This window comes from Flammeovirga aprica JL-4, assembly GCF_012844305.1.
Classification (GTDB): domain Bacteria; phylum Bacteroidota; class Bacteroidia; order Cytophagales; family Flammeovirgaceae; genus Flammeovirga; species Flammeovirga aprica.
This window is the reverse complement of record NZ_JABANE010000089.1, coordinates 22,223-38,350: the sequence shown is the minus strand read 5'-3', so window position 1 is coordinate 38,350 and position 16,128 is coordinate 22,223. Positions and strand designations below refer to the sequence as shown.

Sequence of the window (16,128 nt, the reverse complement as noted above, 5' to 3'; positions counted from 1 at the left end):
TTGACAAGCTTTTTATCTCCTTTGGCTCTACCTTGACTGCCAGCGTCATACCCACCTACAGCAAACTCATCGACCTCAACATACCCCTTCAAAGGATGCTGTAAACTACTTTGCATAGCATATTGCACTTTACGTCTGAAATTTAAACAGCTTTGATAACTCAAGGACAGTTTCTCACTTAAAGTTAAAGTGGACATGCCTTTCTTATCACAACTAACTTTAAATATGAATTCAAAAGCAGTTAGAATTGAAAATTTCAGCTTATGAAATAGGGTATGAGCCGTAACAGACTCATCATATTTACACTTTTGACAACGTCTGGAATGTAACTTTTTACCTTTCATATATTTTGTATGTTCACATTTCCTACATTTGTAATGATCACTCCACTTTAGTGTCGATAAATATTCAAGACAATCTTCTTCTTTTTGAAATGTTGAATAAAATGTTCTATCGTCAAAACCTTCAAAATTGATCATAATACATCTGGTTGTTTGGTTACTTTTACACTAATGTAAATCAGTTAACCGTAACAGAAGTACGTTTTACTATTTAGGGCGATCTAAGTTTAGATACCTATTAAATAATTTATGTGGAATCGTCGGTTCTCAAAATGGTTAAGGTTATTGAGATCAATGATAAAAAAAGTCACTCCTTCATATCTAAATTAGGAGTGACTCATTCTTCATTTATTGTTTGATGAACTTTAATATCTTTACTGAAACTATATCCAAAATGTATACACCACTTTGTAGGCTCTCTATATTGATTATATTTCCATTGCTAAATGTACCATTTAAAACCAACTGACCACTTAGGTTATAAACCTTAAAAGTGGAGCTGTTATCAATAGGGAAATTCAAAACTGTAATATGTGAGCTTGCTGGATTTGGCGATAGTATAACTGATTCAAATAGTTCATCATTTATATCAGTTGGATTTTTTTTATACCAATGTGCTTTTAATATTATATCACCATAAAAATTTCTGGGACCATAAATAGAATGGATAACTGAATCTTCATCGCTAACATAATAATATGTCCAATTTATAAATCCCCATTCGTTGTGTACCAAGTCTTCAAATTCAACTTCATCAAAGATGGTAAAACTTGTTGGATTATGTTCGTTATATGCTCCATGTAAATTTTCATACTCAATAGAATGTTCCTTTGGAGTAGCATCAAAATAAATTGTTGTATCGCTGTCAATAGAAGTAATGAAAAAATCTTGGTTTTCCGATTCAAAATGTTCACTCAATTTGTAGTGCACATGTACTGAATCACCTTTTGCAAAGGTAGTTTCATAAGTTCCTTCTTTATTCAGTGTAGGATAAAGATTTTTGTCTCTTAAATCACCGTATTGATCATAAAAATAAGCTTTAAAAGCAATGTTATTATAGTCGGGATAATCAATTATTGAAGTTACTGTAAAACCATTAAAGAATAAATATTTTGTATAACTGTGAGAATGATCTGTTAATAATGAATCCGTAAAATACATTTCATTATTTTCATCATACCAATAACCATAATGATGATATCCTCTTTCTAAGAGAGGGTTGGAAGGGAATTTAAATGACAAATCTGGGTTCTCTGAAAATGCCCCTTTTCCAATATAATTCACTTTATCTAATTTGTATGGTGAAGATATGGAGTTGTTGCGAAATGCATCTTTTCCTATATGTTTTACATTTGAAGCTTTAATGAGAAAAATATCATTATCAGAAAAAGCGTAATCACCTATATATTCATTATACATTTCCACGCCTTCTAAACCCTTGTTATTGAAGACTCCTTCTTCTTTATTTTTTGCATCAATAATTCCCTTTATTAAAAAGCCTTCTGAATCTTTATATGGCAGTTTTATAAATGAGTGTGACTGCAAAGGATGATAATTTACTATATACCCATTTTCAATCGTTAACTCATTCAATGGCACTCTATAAAAAACTTCCTTTTCATATTCAATGTCTGGGTTATAAAGTTCTTTATAAAAATAATCACTAGTTTTAATTACATAAACCTTGCTATAGATATTTTTAAAAGCATTACGCTCAATCTTTTGAAATGACCTTATAGATCTGCTATATTCTAAGAATAAATTACCTTCAAAGCTACTTTCTTTGAAAATACAGTTATTGGTGAAGTTGAGACAATCAAAATTATTAATATCATTATTTTTAAATGAATTTGATCCATAATAAATAAATGAATCAGGTAAGCTTAGGGACCAAATATCCAAATCTTCAAAAATACCAATTTCACTATCTGCTACACCTCGAATCAATTGACCATTAATTGAATCGGGAATTACTAAATGTAGATGTTTATCCGTCACATTATATGATGTAATTAAGCCGTCCTTTATTGTTACATCATTGGAAGTAACCACATAAGGCTTGAAGTAGGCTCGCAATATAATAATGTCATAGTCGTAATTTGAAGTTGCCATCAGCATCCCTTCCTCAAATGGTTCTATTTTCTCTTCATTGATCCAAGTAGGAGTGTGTTCCCAATAAAGAAAATCAGGATGACTATTTTTCTCTATATAAAGAGAATCTTCATAACTAATTTTAAAGTACTTTAAATCCCTTTTATCTGACTTTAAGTATGCTTCCTTGGCAATTTTAGTATTACTGATGTCTGCATTTAAGTAATGTAATTTTAATTTACCATCTGTAATATGTAATGAATCATTTCTAATATTGGAGCTTCCATTTTTCGTATAATTTGTTAGGTCGAATAACACAATGCTAGAATCTGCTGAAAGTTCATGAATGACTGGTAGATAGTTATAACTTGTTCCCAATTCAAGATAATGTACATTACCTTCCTTTCTAGTAGTTGCTTTTTGAATATATTCCACTTCTACTTGAATTGTATCTTCTAGACTTTCATCCGTTAAGAGCAGTGACTCAGGGTAAATTTTATAATCTAAGTATTCAGGAAGAGCTACCATTCCAAAATCTAATTTTAAATCTTCCCCAACTTTTTTTACTACAAAGTTATACTTATACTCTGTAGCATAATTTGGACCATTTAAATGAATTTCATCAGTATCGTCAACTATAACTTTAGCCTTACAGAATTCATTTCTAATGTATTTAATAGTTACTTTTTTATAGCCTTCCTCAAAAATATAGTTGTCCTTATAAACTGAGTAAGATCGTTCATTATCATAGAAAGGATTTTCTTCATCAATGATGGGGCTCCAAATGTTTCTCACACCTTCCATATAATAGATGGGTAAACGTATTGGCATATTATCATCAAAAACTTTTGAAGCGATAGTGTTTAATTGTTTTGGAAGCTTTACTTTGGTTAAACTGTTATGTAAAAATGTTCCATATCTGAGGGATTCAATACCATCCGGAATATCTACTTCTTCAATAAAATTATTTTCAAAAGCATAAGCTCCAATATCATTTAAACTTTGAGGAAAAGTAACCGTTTTTAGGTGGTTATTTTGAAACGATCTATACTTTATATGATAAACATTGTTTGGAATCACAAGTGAAACAAGTTTATTATTTCTGAATACACCCTCACCTATTATTTCAAGAGAATTGGGCAACTTCAAATCATTCAACTCATTAAAACTAAAGGCATCATCATAAATTTTTATTACACCTTCTGGAAGAATCAATTGTTGAAGGTTATTATACTGAAAAGCTTCACTATATATGAGCTCTAATTTGCTACTCTCACCAAATGATAATTTTCTGATACTATTATTTTTAAAAGCTCCATTTCCTATAACTTCTATGTTAGGAGGAATATATAATGAATCAATTCTATTATTTTTAAACAGGTCTTCGCTTAGTTCTTTAATGGATAAAGGAATTTCAACAGTGCGAATTCTATTATTTGCGAATGCTCTTTTATGTAAAACTCTAAGCTTTGCTGGGAATTTTATCGTTGTTAACTTGTTGTTTTCAAATACACCATAACTGATATAAGTTAAAGATTTAGGCAGATTTATACTTCTCAAATGATTTCCTTTAAAAGCATCCGTATAAATTTCCTCCAAATATTCTGGCAATATTACCTCTGTTATATTTTTCTCCTTAAAAACATCAGAAGAAATTCCCTTAACGATTTCTTTCTGAAGAATAGTTGGAATAATTATCTTGGAGTTTGGTAATTCTTCTAAAACTAGAGAGCTAATGGACTGCCCAACCATTACAACATCTTCATCCTTCAAAGTATAATACCCGGCTTCCTCAATTGTAATCAAAGTATTTTCTTGTACATTGTTAAGTGTATGAATTGATTGATTTAACTCTATGCCATTCGTTTCCAATACATTGATTGTAGATGAAAAACCTTTTACCTCCTCAATTGTATAGGTTTCAAAAGGTAAAAGAGTAACCTCTATTTTTTGATCATCTGATGAGTTATAATTAAAATTAATAGTCTCTTTGGTAGTATTAGCTACTTCAACATGAACACCCGTAAATTCAATTTTGTGATTTAATATATACCCTGTACCAACTTCTACTTCCTCCCCTGCACCAAAAACAACAGATGGATTATCAACCACAATCCAAGTATCTTGATATAAGGTTTGACTATTTTCAGGAAGAAATACTGTTTTTATATTTGTGTTTTTAAAAGCATCTAAATGAAAGGTTTTTAAACTATTCGGTAATTCAATTGTTGAAATTTCAGTATCACCAAAAGCTTCTTTACCTAAGAATTCTAAATTTGAAGGCAGCTTGAGTTGTTTAAGTCCTGTATTCTTGAATGCATAACTCTCTATCTTTAATAAACTTTCTGGCAAATTTATTTTTTTGAGCATGTTATTATTCTCAAAATAGTTTCTGTGTATTTCCTCTAACGTATTTGGTAATTTTACAGCACTAACGTTCAAGTCATTTGGTGGGTATAATAATCTTTTTACACTTTCACCTTTTAAGGTGTCAGGGATTATGATATTCGTTCGATAGCGACCAAAATAAATATAATTATTATCCTCAGGGAGACGGTCATCTAAAATTAAGTCCCCTTCTCGATTTGATTCTACATCCTCATCAGTAATGGTATGATATTCAACATAAAAATTAAGCGTATCAATATTATTCTGGATGTTTAACAGTGTTATTGACTCGGTTTCAAAAGTTAAATATTTATTCTTGGGAGTGAGCGTAATATTTGAACCAAAATCTACAGTTATTGAAAATTCTTCACCATTTTTTAATTGAATATCTTCTATTACATCTCCTCGAACTTCAAGGTCAATAGGAAACGCATAACCCAATATATGGCCCTTTAAGGTCAATCCAATATATTTTATAGCTGCTACATATGAATGATATATTGATATAGGGTATCCTTCTGGAAAGTATTTTCCTTCTGTTGGTAATTGAATCCACCCATTCAATTCATATCCTTTTTTTTTGTAATCAGGCAGGCGATGGATAACGTTTTCAGGAATATTTGTACCCTTCTTATGTTTAAATGCACTAAGACCAATCTTCTCTACGACTGTCCCATTAAACACAACAGGGTCCGTTAGTTCATTATCTGAAAAAGCATATGATTCAATAATTTTTAAATTTTCAGGAAGTTCAAGTTTTTTAATGTTATTATTTGCAAAGGAACTAAAGTTGATGATTTCAAGCGTTTCTGGAAATTGTACTGAAGTGATACCTTTGCCTTGAAAAGTATAACTCCCAATACTGATTACACTTTGTCCATTGATTTCCGATGGAATAATAATATCTGTATCCAGTAATACCCCTTGATTTAAAGTGATAACACCTTCACTATCAATAGACAATTCCTTTTCTGACAATAATGTTTGTGCGGAAAGTTGATTGAAAGCGTATAATATTACAATAGCAATAACACATAGTTTACTTGTTAGATTAGTCATTTTTACGTAAGGCTGAAAAGAGGTCTGTAAAAAATATTCCGTTAGACGAAATATACTTTAACAAATGTAAAAAAAATACATAAAAAGTGTGCTTTTCTCGAGAAATTAAATGTTCGTTTGAGGTTAATACATCATCTTAAATTGAGAATATTTAGCTATTGAGGGACTGTCGCAAAACCTCTAATTTTTCTAAATACTCTTCATCTTTTAATCGTATGAATCTAAACGGTTTAAAAATGAAGAGTAATTAGGAATTTTAAAGGTTTTTCGAAATCCCCACGAACCACCATAATTAGCACTATCTTCAATTATAAATTCCCCGATTCCCAATTTTTCCAACTGTTATTCGGCTCTTCTGTTGGAGCCCAATTTGAAGTATCTCTTGTTATCAAAATCTTGGCAAGTAACTTATATGTTTCTTGTTGACTTGGAGGAGTCTCTTCATAAACACTTTCAAAATGGAATTCCTCAATTGTCATTAGCTTAGGTATATCATTTGGAATATGTTTAAGAATATCATTTTCAGTTGCTTTAATTATTCCTGAATTTGTTTCATGTAAGTATCGAATTAAATCACCAAATCCTATAAGATGGTTAGGGTTCTCTTCTTTTCGAACTTCAATTCCAACTTTTTCATAGTCTTCATGGTTATTATTAAAAGGAACAATTTGGTCTCGAATCTTAATTTCTTGGATATCCTTTTCAATCAACTCAAAATTCTCCATGTCATCACCATCTTTATTTGCAATTCTCTGAAATTCGCTTGTTTCGATTAAAATAATGTTACTTGTATTTGTAATGTCGCTGCTATTAGAACCTTCTGCTGTTGTATAGCCAATACAATTACCAAAATAGTTCAACTCAATTTCTGCAAAAAAACCTCTATTGTGATATCCATTTCTTTCAAATACTAAAGCCCATCTTGTAGAATCAGCATATAAATGAATTCTACTGCCTGCCGTCAAAGAATATCCATGTTCCAAATCAAGAAAAAAATTGTATTTAATAACTCCTTGTTTATCATTTGGGTAGTGTTGATGCATTTGTTGAAAATGCTAAATCTAGTTCCCTAAGTATTTCTTTTTCTGTAACATTCATTTCATCCTGTTTCTTTTTATTGTCGGTTAGAGGGATAGTGCATGAAAATACAACCAAGGATAATAGTATTTTCATGATTGTTTTCATACCGTTCATTTATTTTAAAAAAAATTGTCATTAGATAGTTCACTCCCTCCAAGTTAGTTATCTCTTTTAAATATTCAATCTTGAATTCTAATAAATAGTACAAAATAGTGGTTTTAGAAATTAAGCAAAATGGTTGATCACATCTATTTTAGCGTCAACTCTCCACCTAAAATATTGTGCTGATAATGCTTGTAAAGTTCATGGTGAAGAGAGTCTACTAACCCTTTATTTTCTTTATAAACGGCAATATTTTCATTCTCATCGGGATCTATTTGATGATCATAAAGCATTCGGGCAAAGGTCTTATTATCCTTAGGGTTGATGTATTCTGTATAACTATACCTTGGTGTTTTAATGGTATAACCGTTGGCGTTATTGATAAACACATTCGGCTTTCCTTTTAACTCAGGGTTGTGTAAAATAGGGAGAAGACTTTCTCCTTCCAGTTGCTTTTGAGGTACTTCTAGATGAGCCATTGATGCCAAAGTAGGGTAGATATCTACTAATTCTACTAAAGCATTTGTTGTGCCTTGATGATTGATAAAAGGGGAAGAAATGATCAAAGGTACTTGCATGGAGGTTCGATGACTTGTCCACTTTGCCCATTGAGCGTGTTCCTGCAAGTTATAACCATGATCTGATACTAAAATTACAATGGTGTTTTTGTCCAAGCCTGTATCTTTCAGCTTCTTGAGTATTTTCCCGATCAAAGTATCCACATAACTGACGGTTGCATAATAGCCATGGATCAGTTGGAGGGCAGTAGTATCATCCACCCTTTCTCCTTTTGGTGGAATACCGTTGTACTGACGTAATTCATGAGAAGCACTGATAGAAATTTCAGGAGCATTTTTAGCTACAAAGTTATTGTAAGGGAGTTTGATCTCAGATGCTTTGTATTTTTCCCAATGAAGGGCTGGTGCATTAAAAGGTAAATGAGGACTGATAAACCCTGCCGTCAGAAAGAAAGGAGCATTACTCTCTTTTAGCTTTTCCAAGTCATCAATTACTTTATGTGTCAGCAAGCCGTCTATATATTCTCCATCTTCTACTTCTGCTTTTTCATAGGCGGGTCCTCTATTGGTGGCTTTGTACACTTTTTTGTTTTCTGGAGATTGATAGTCTCTCCATAATCCTTGCCACCATTCCGTAGGGGCTAAACCGAATGGATTTTCATCAAAAGCATAAGGTCGCCATACTTCGTCCCAGTCTTCTATTCGGTCATCTAGATGATGGAAGATTTTTCCGTTAGAAATGGTCTTATAGCCATTCTTTTTGAACAATTGAGGGAGTGTAATGGCTGTTGGTGTATCGTCTTGCACAAAAACTTTATAGTCTCTGAAGATGGATTTTGTAGGTCGGATCCCGGTCAACATGCTTGCTCTTGAGGCACCACAAACTGCCACATTACAATAGGCATTGGTAAATAAAATTCCCTCTTCAGCTAGTTGGTCAATATGAGGTGATTTTATATTCGATTGCCCATAACATCCCAGCTGTGGACGAAGGTCATCCATATATAGCAGTAGAATATTTGGCTTTTGTAGTGGACTTGATGTGGTCTCACAACTGATCATTAGGGTACCTAATAAATACCCTATCACTATTCTTAATAAAATGTTCATTTTGTAGTTCATCACACACGTTGTTTGTTGGATTGATAATGCGTATTGTGGATCATAAGTGGTTTTTATGGTGGTTCAGTGGACGTTGCAATGCAACGTCCCTACAACGGTTCTCTTCATCGTTATGAGATTTCATGCTGATAAAAATTATATCCCCTACTTTAAATTTGATGGTAAAAACACAGCATTGACCTCCTGCTGCCAAGCCTTTACCTTCTTCATCAAGCGCTGAGCGTTTTGGTTATTTGCATCAAATAGATTGTTCTTTTCATAAGGATCACGTCGCACATCATATAATTCATACCTGTCTTCATCATAAAAATAAAACAGCTTGAAATCATTTTCTCTGACTACTGTACAATTTGTGTCTCCGGTAGATTGAGGTCGAGCCATGGGCGAATGCCAATAAAGTGTTCTATCTATTGTTGTTTTTTTCTTGATCGATTTTTTAATACTGATACCATCCAAATGCTGTTGAGGAAGTAAATCCAACTGACATAAATCCATGATTGTAGGGTATAAATCTGTATTGGTTGTCAATTGAGGATTGATTTTTCTTTTGGCTTTTATATTCCCTGCCATAATCAAAGGTACTTTTAAGCCACCTTCATAGTTATGTCCTTTTCCGGCTCTAAGAGGGAGGTTTGAAGTGGCCAATCTTCTTTTATTATTGATTCCTCTATTGGATAACCCTCCATGATCTGAAGTAAAAACAATGATGGTATTCTCATATAATCCGTTTTCTTTTAATGCTTTCACAACCTGCCCTAAACTCTCATCTACTGAGGCAATCATTGCCGCATAAACAGGATCATTTTGATAGCGTTTTGTGACGCCATCTTTTTCAAAAAAATCACTTTCCGGAAAAGACATTTTTTCCTTCTTCTTTTTGTACTTTTCAACCAATTCTGCTTTCGCTTCTAACGGAGTATGTACTCCATAATGACAAAGCATCGCAAAAAAGGGAGAGGTATGTTCTTGTGCTAAAAACTTCACGGTTTCCGTTGTCAATCGATCCGTTAAATATTCTCCTTCTTTGCCTTCATCCAATCCCTCTATGATTTTATGATTACCAGATCTTTTAGGGTCTTGAGGAATATTATAAGGATAAAAATAAGATTTTGGAGCCCCTGCCGAACAACCTGCAATATTGATATCATAACCCCTATTTTGTGGCCAATGACTTTCCTCTTTTCCTAAATGCCATTTTCCAGCAAAAAAAGTAGTGTATCCATTATTTTTGAAAGCCTGACCAATTGTAATTTCCTCTTCTGATAAATTACATTCGTCTTTCCCCAATGCCCCCGGAACACCAATACGAGCAGGATATTTACCCGTTTGCAAGGCGTATCTTGATGGTACACAACGAGGGTGTGCTACATAGGCATTCGAAAAATCTACACCCTCTTTTGCTAGTGCATCAATATTTGGACTTTCATAAAATGAATTATTATGAATGCTGATATCAAAATATCCTAAATCATCCACCACAAAGAATAACACATTTTTCTGCTGTGCTGAGGCCACCTGAATCCACAAGATGACCGCTAATAAGAGTAATAAATGCTTCATCTTATTTTTGTGGAATAGGATAAATAGCTCCTTCTGGAATCACTGCTTTATAGCTTCCTTCTAAATACTTTTTAGACACCAGGAAACGGTCCATTTCTTCTATCGTTTCATAATGCCATCTATTGATAGTGCCTTTTTCAAACCCTTTTTTCTTTGCATATCCAGCATTGAAAAAAGAATGTTCTGCTCCTTCGTACACCTTCAATTGACACTCAACACCCACTGCTTGGCATTTTGCTTGAAAGTCTTCTGCTACTTTAACAGGAATTACTTTGTCCGTATCACCTAACATGGCCAACATACTAGGGAAATCTTTATTGATATTTTGTCTTGGGCTAAACGACTCCCATGTTCTACCTAATGCTTTCATTTCTTTATCGACTAAACGATGTGCATAGCCTTCCTTACTCATGTCCATAACAGGATTAAACAGCACCAATAAATTCGGTTTGTAATCTGCTTGTTTCAATCCTTTTGTTAAAGGCTCAATAAAGGCTAAACTTAAGGAAAGATGACCTCCGGCTGAACCTCCACCTACAACAATTTTATTCGGATCGAAGTCATATTCAGAAGCATGATTTCTCACATAAGCCATGGCAATTTGAACATCTTCTACTGCTTCAAAAATGGTGGTATTGTTTCTTTTTCTTACTCTATATTCTGGTAGAAAAACAATAAGGCCTCGGTCTGCTAAATGTTTTGCTTGAGGAAATAATGCTTTTGGACTTCCTGAATTCCATCCACCTCCATGAATCAAAACCACTGCTCCATTGGAACTTGCTTTTTTTGAAGGTTGAAAAATATGTAAGTTCAATTTCAATGAATCTAAATCTCTATACATTACAACTTTGTCAGCACTGATTTTCTGTGCTTGCAATGAACATATAAGCGATACATTGATGATTAGTAATAGGAGTATTCTTTTCATTTCTTGATTTGTGGTGATAAGTACTGCGACAGAAGAAAAGGGATGATTTTAGTTTAATATTTTTTATTCTAATCAAGGCAGATTTGCAGAGCATAGCCTTAGTTACGCGATAAAAATCTAACGAAGAGTAGGATAAAAAAGATAAGATAAAATGTACCTTTACTTTTGTCACAGTACTTAAGTACTAGAAAAAAAGTTATAGAACTTTTTTAATGAAGAATTAAGAATGTAGAATTATAGTTCTTGCTGTGACTTAATTATCACTATAAAACCATTTTACGAACCATAATTCTTCATTCTTCCCTCTTAATTCTTCATTCAAAATATTCTAAGTGCTATGTCAACTTATGATCAACATTTTTACATTACCAAAATTCGAAAATATTCTATCTAAAGGGGTTGAATAATTATTCTTCCTACTTTACAAATAGTTCTCTCTTCAAAGGGAAAATTACAAAAACCTTCCAAATTAAGCTAAAATCAAGGTTTTTCTTAAAAAATACACGATGAACTATTTTCAAACCCTCCATTAAAAACACTTGACAAAAAAATAGAGATATGTAAAATACATATCCCTATCTAACATGAAATGAAATTTTATTACTTAAAAACCTATTCGTCTAACTGTCTTTGTTTGCGGTATTCGGTAGGTGTCAATTCCTTGTCCTGACGGAATACTTTGCTAAAATATTTTGGATCTGAAAAACCTACTTTATAGGCTATTTCAGAGATGTTGTCTGAAGAGGACACTAAAAGTTCTTCGGCTTTGCTGAGCCTCACTTTTTTGATGTAATTCACCAACGTTGTTCCTTTTACTTTTTTGAACCGATTCAGAAGCACCGGCCTGCTTACTCCCACTTCTTTTTCTATCTCGACGACATTAAAATCGGAGTCGGCATGTTTCGACTGAATGATCTCATCGATTTTCAGGATCAATTCATCCTCAATTTCTTCATTGGCTTGAAAAGCTAGTTCTTTCTCTTCTTTCACTTTTTTATAGGTGAAAAGATAGGTGAACAATGAGATTAGAATGAGAAGCTGCAATACTATCAGATAGATATTGTAGATATAATCTTCTCTGCTTTCTACATTAATTATAAAAATTGATTCAATAATTGTAGCTGATACGAGAAGAAGTACGAGAGATTTAAAACCTAGATTGATTAATTCATTTCTATTCATAGCTAGTGTTTTTTATACTGTTAATTCATGGTTTTATTTACTTAGAAGTACTGCTTAGTACTCATCATTTAATTTGTTTTCACTTCAAGTTTAAAGACAATTTTAAGTAAGAGTTAAGAATGAAGAGGGAAGAAAATGGTTTGTATTGTGATCCATTTTCTTCACTCTTCATTCTAAATGTTATTTATATCTCAAATCCTAAAATGGTAATGTCATCTCTTTGCTCCATTTCACCTTGATGGATTCTTAAGACATCCAATAACAATTGGTACTGTCTATCCAAAGGCATACGGATAGTTTGATTTAAAATTTTCTCGAATTTCACTGTTCCAAATTTCTTTCTGTCTTCATCACATTGGTCGATGTAACCGTCTGTCAGTAAGAAGAAGCGGTCATTTTTCTGCAGTTGGAAATGCTGTTCTGTAAACTTCTTTTCTTTTTTGCGACGAATACCGCCGATCGAAATTTTATCTCCTACCACTTTTTGCAACTCTTCATGTGCTGCACGATAGATGTACATTGAACCTTTTGCGGATGAAAAACAGAGATCTTTGGAGTCTCCATTCTGATCAATTCTTACAATACTCAAATCCATTCCATCTGAATTTTTAGAATGATCCTGCTTTAATGCTTTTCGGATCCCTTCATCCAGCTGAATTAAAATGGCTGATGGATCTTCTGTGTTATATTCGTTGACAATTTTATTTAAAAGGGACATACCAATCATCGACATAAAGGCTCCCGGAACGCCGTGTCCAGTACAGTCTACTGATGCGATGAAAAGACGGTTTTTCTCATCTTTCACACTCACCCAATAGAAATCGCCTGATACGATATCTTTCGGTTTGAAGAGTATAAAATGATTTTGGAAATAAGATGAGAACTGATCCGTGATCGGTAAAATGGCTTCCTGCATGGTTTGTGCGTAGCGGATGGAATCAGTGATGTGACGGTTCTTTTGCGTAATCTCTCCATTAGCTGTTTGTAGCTGTTCTAGCAGGGTTGAAATTTTATTGTTCTTTTGATTCAGCTCCAAGTTTCTTTCAGAAATCAGCTTATTGGTATTGGATAAATTATCTCTCTGCATTTCCAATTCCTCCGCTTGTTGCTGCACCTCTTCATTGATCATCACAAGGTCATTGTTTCTTTCTGCCAATTCTCTTGTACGGTCTTTCACCGTTTTTTCCAATATCTGCTGTTCCTTTTTGTAAGCTCGTACTTTCCATTGATAACCTAAGAAAATACTCAAGAGCAACACCAAGAAAACCATCAATCTAAACCACCAAGTTTGCCAGTAAGGAGGCTTGATAATCAGTAAAACTTCCTGTCCATCTTCATTCCAAAGTCCGTCATTGTTAGAACCTTTTACTCTGAAAATATAGTCTCCCGGATCAAGGTTGGTATAGATTGCTTCTCTTTTGTCATCCACATAATTCCAATCCTTGTCAAAACCTTCCAACATATACGCGTATTGGTTTTTTTCTGGAGAAATCATATTCAAGGCCACAAAACTGAACGTCAATACATTTTGATCATAATGTAGATTTATCTCATCAGTGATGCTTATATTTTTCTGCAATACAAGTGAGCTTGAATCGGGTTTCACTTCACGGTTGAAAAGTGAAAAATTCGTCAAGCAGATGTTCGGTTTATAAGGGTTGTTGATGATTTCATTGGGATAAAAGGCATTGGCTCCATTATTTCCACCGAAGAATAATCTTCCCTCATGTGTTTTACAAAATGCCATTGGAATAAACTCGTTGCCTTGCAAACCGTCATCTTTAGTATAATGCGTTATTTCATTTTCTTTATGATCAAACTTGGACAAGCCACTGTTTGAGCTCAGCCACAGTACTCCGTCTTCATCTTCTAAAATACCATGAATACTGTTACTGCTTAATCCTTGTGCTTCTTTTAAAGTAATCATCAAGTCAGAAGAATACTGCTCAATCGGTGCTTTCAATTTTGAGGCTTCAATTTTATTCAAACCGCCTGCTGTACCAATCCACATATTGCCCGACTGATCTTCATGAACGGCATACACCCAGTTGTGAGCAAGTGAATTTTCGTCCTGTTTATCATTCATAAAGTTGATCCAACGATCCTCTTTAGGATAATAAATGGACAAACCGCCGTACGTTCCTACCCAGATCCAGCCTCTTGAATCTTCAAAAATATTGAGCGTCCAGTTACTTGAAAGGGTTTGATCTCCTTTTCCTTCTTCCCTTTTGAAGGTTTTGAACAGTTCTTTTTCAGCATCAAACAATGCCACGCCACCACTATTAGTCGCTATCCACAAGTTCTTTTTACTGTCTTCAAAAATATCTCTTACATCATCATGCGGAAGACTTGTATTGTCCCACGCTGCATTTTTATAGGTTTTGAACGTCTTTGTTTCAGCATTGAACTTCGACAAACCACCCATATAAGAACCTACCCAAATGTTCTTTTTATGATCTTCATGAATGGCAAAAACCGCCCATACTTGCAACTTGTCTGGGTTTCCTTTTTCTGGAAGGTGGTGTTCAAAAAGTTTTGTTTTGGTATTAAGAAATGAAATACCGCCACCACTTGTTCCAAACCATAAATTGCGGTCACTGTCTTCAAAAATTGCCTGCACAGTAGTATGTTTCAAACTGTTTGGGTTCATCACTTCTCTCTTGTAAGTTTTGAACTTTTTGAAGTTGGGTTCAATATAATCTACGCCCTGCCCAGATACGCTGACCCATAATATATGTTGCTTGTCATAATGCAGTGAAAGAAGAGCATTACTGGCAATTGATTTATTATCAAGGTCATCCGCTCTGTAAATTTTTAATACTTTATTGGAATAAGAAGACAGCTGATGAAGGCCATCGGATGTCGCCACCCAAATATTTTGGAAGCCATCAATCACAATATCTTTTACCGTAGGGTGCTTCAGCCCTTTATTCGTTTCCAGCAGGTAATCCACCTTTTTGTTGGAAGGATTAATGGAAAAAACACCGTTCTGTAGTGTACCTACCAAAATGCCTTTTCTGTCTGTAGGCACAATTTTAGTGATTTCACTTGAACCATTTCCTGAAAAATAAGTTTTGTGCTGATCAGCAGAAATACTGTTGAAAATGCCTCTTTTATGATTGTATACACTCAGGTTCAAACCTTCATGCCCAATCCAGATATTTCCGTTCTTATCTTCCGCTAGGGTATTGACCATAGATAAATAAGGATTTTGTTTGTCGGCCAAATGATGGCTGATCAACTCACCGGATGTGTTGAACTGATAAAGTCCGGCCCCTTTAGTCCCTACCCATACCGTACCTGTTTTGGCTTGGATAATGGAAGTAATTTCAAAGGCAAACTCTTCTGTTCCAAATGGAGATTGCGTAATCAATTTTGTAAAATGCTCTCCATCTGTATTCATAATATGAATATTGTTTGTGGTTCCTACCCACAATTGCTGTTGGTCATCTTCGAAAATTACATTGATATCATTGGTGGATAAAGATCTGTTTTCTTCAGAAGAAGATCTGTAAATTTTCATTTCATAACCATCATATCTATGAAGACCATTTTGGGTGCCTAACCACAAGAACCCTTTTTGATCTCTGTAAATGTCTTTTACAACTTTATTTGTAAGTCCTGACGCATCTGATATATGGTGAAAATTTCTTTCCTGAGCGTAAGAAAGAAGATTAAAAAATAACAATAATAGAAGGATAAAAAATTGTTTCATCTCATGTAATATTTTTAAAGGTGTAATAGGTTTTCTGCTGTT

8 protein-coding genes are annotated in these 16,128 nt (G+C 33.7%); all 8 read right to left on the bottom strand.

Annotated elements, in window-relative coordinates; translation table 11 throughout:
- Nucleotides 1-479 (bottom strand): transposase (locus tag HHU12_RS24820; RefSeq protein WP_169656597.1); only part of this gene is annotated, 479 nt, incomplete at its 3' end.
- 210 nt (nt 480-689) lie between these two features.
- Complete coding sequence (locus HHU12_RS24815; protein WP_169659433.1) at nt 690-5,879, bottom strand: leucine-rich repeat protein; 5,190 nt, start codon at nt 5,877-5,879, stop codon at nt 690-692.
- Between the two features lie 308 nt (nt 5,880-6,187).
- Nucleotides 6,188-6,922, bottom strand: a complete 735-nt coding sequence (locus tag HHU12_RS24810) for a DUF7003 family protein (RefSeq protein ID WP_169659432.1) — start codon at nt 6,920-6,922, stop codon at nt 6,188-6,190.
- Nucleotides 6,923-7,207: 285 nt separating this feature from the next.
- Complete coding sequence (locus HHU12_RS24805; protein WP_169659431.1) at nt 7,208-8,689, bottom strand: sulfatase; 1,482 nt, start codon at nt 8,687-8,689, stop codon at nt 7,208-7,210.
- A 156-nt stretch (nt 8,690-8,845) separates the two neighbouring features.
- A complete protein-coding gene (locus HHU12_RS24800; RefSeq protein WP_169659430.1) occupies nt 8,846-10,261 on the bottom strand; it encodes a sulfatase in 1,416 nt (471 codons plus the stop codon).
- A 1-nt stretch (nt 10,262) separates the two neighbouring features.
- On the bottom strand, nt 10,263-11,189 hold the full coding sequence (locus HHU12_RS24795) for an alpha/beta hydrolase (protein WP_169659429.1): 927 nt from the start codon (nt 11,187-11,189) through the stop codon (nt 10,263-10,265).
- A 612-nt stretch (nt 11,190-11,801) separates the two neighbouring features.
- Nucleotides 11,802-12,371, bottom strand: coding sequence for a helix-turn-helix domain-containing protein (locus HHU12_RS24790; protein ID WP_169659428.1), 570 nt, complete (start codon nt 12,369-12,371; stop codon nt 11,802-11,804).
- A 184-nt stretch (nt 12,372-12,555) separates the two neighbouring features.
- Nucleotides 12,556-16,086: a two-component regulator propeller domain-containing protein gene (locus tag HHU12_RS24785; RefSeq protein WP_169659427.1), complete on the bottom strand. Its 3,531-nt coding sequence runs from the start codon at nt 16,084-16,086 to the stop codon at nt 12,556-12,558.
- Between the last annotated feature and the right edge of the window lie 42 nt (nt 16,087-16,128).

Coding starts and splice junctions, on each gene's coding strand:
- HHU12_RS24815 (WP_169659433.1), bottom strand. CDS start 5,879: ATGACTAATCTAACAAGTAAACTATGTGTTATTGCTATTGTAATATTA.
- HHU12_RS24810 (WP_169659432.1), bottom strand. CDS start 6,922: ATGCATCAACACTACCCAAATGATAAACAAGGAGTTATTAAATACAAT.
- HHU12_RS24805 (WP_169659431.1), bottom strand. CDS start 8,689: ATGAACATTTTATTAAGAATAGTGATAGGGTATTTATTAGGTACCCTA.
- HHU12_RS24800 (WP_169659430.1), bottom strand. CDS start 10,261: ATGAAGCATTTATTACTCTTATTAGCGGTCATCTTGTGGATTCAGGTG.
- HHU12_RS24795 (WP_169659429.1), bottom strand. CDS start 11,189: ATGAAAAGAATACTCCTATTACTAATCATCAATGTATCGCTTATATGT.
- HHU12_RS24790 (WP_169659428.1), bottom strand. CDS start 12,371: ATGAATAGAAATGAATTAATCAATCTAGGTTTTAAATCTCTCGTACTT.
- HHU12_RS24785 (WP_169659427.1), bottom strand. CDS start 16,086: ATGAAACAATTTTTTATCCTTCTATTATTGTTATTTTTTAATCTTCTT.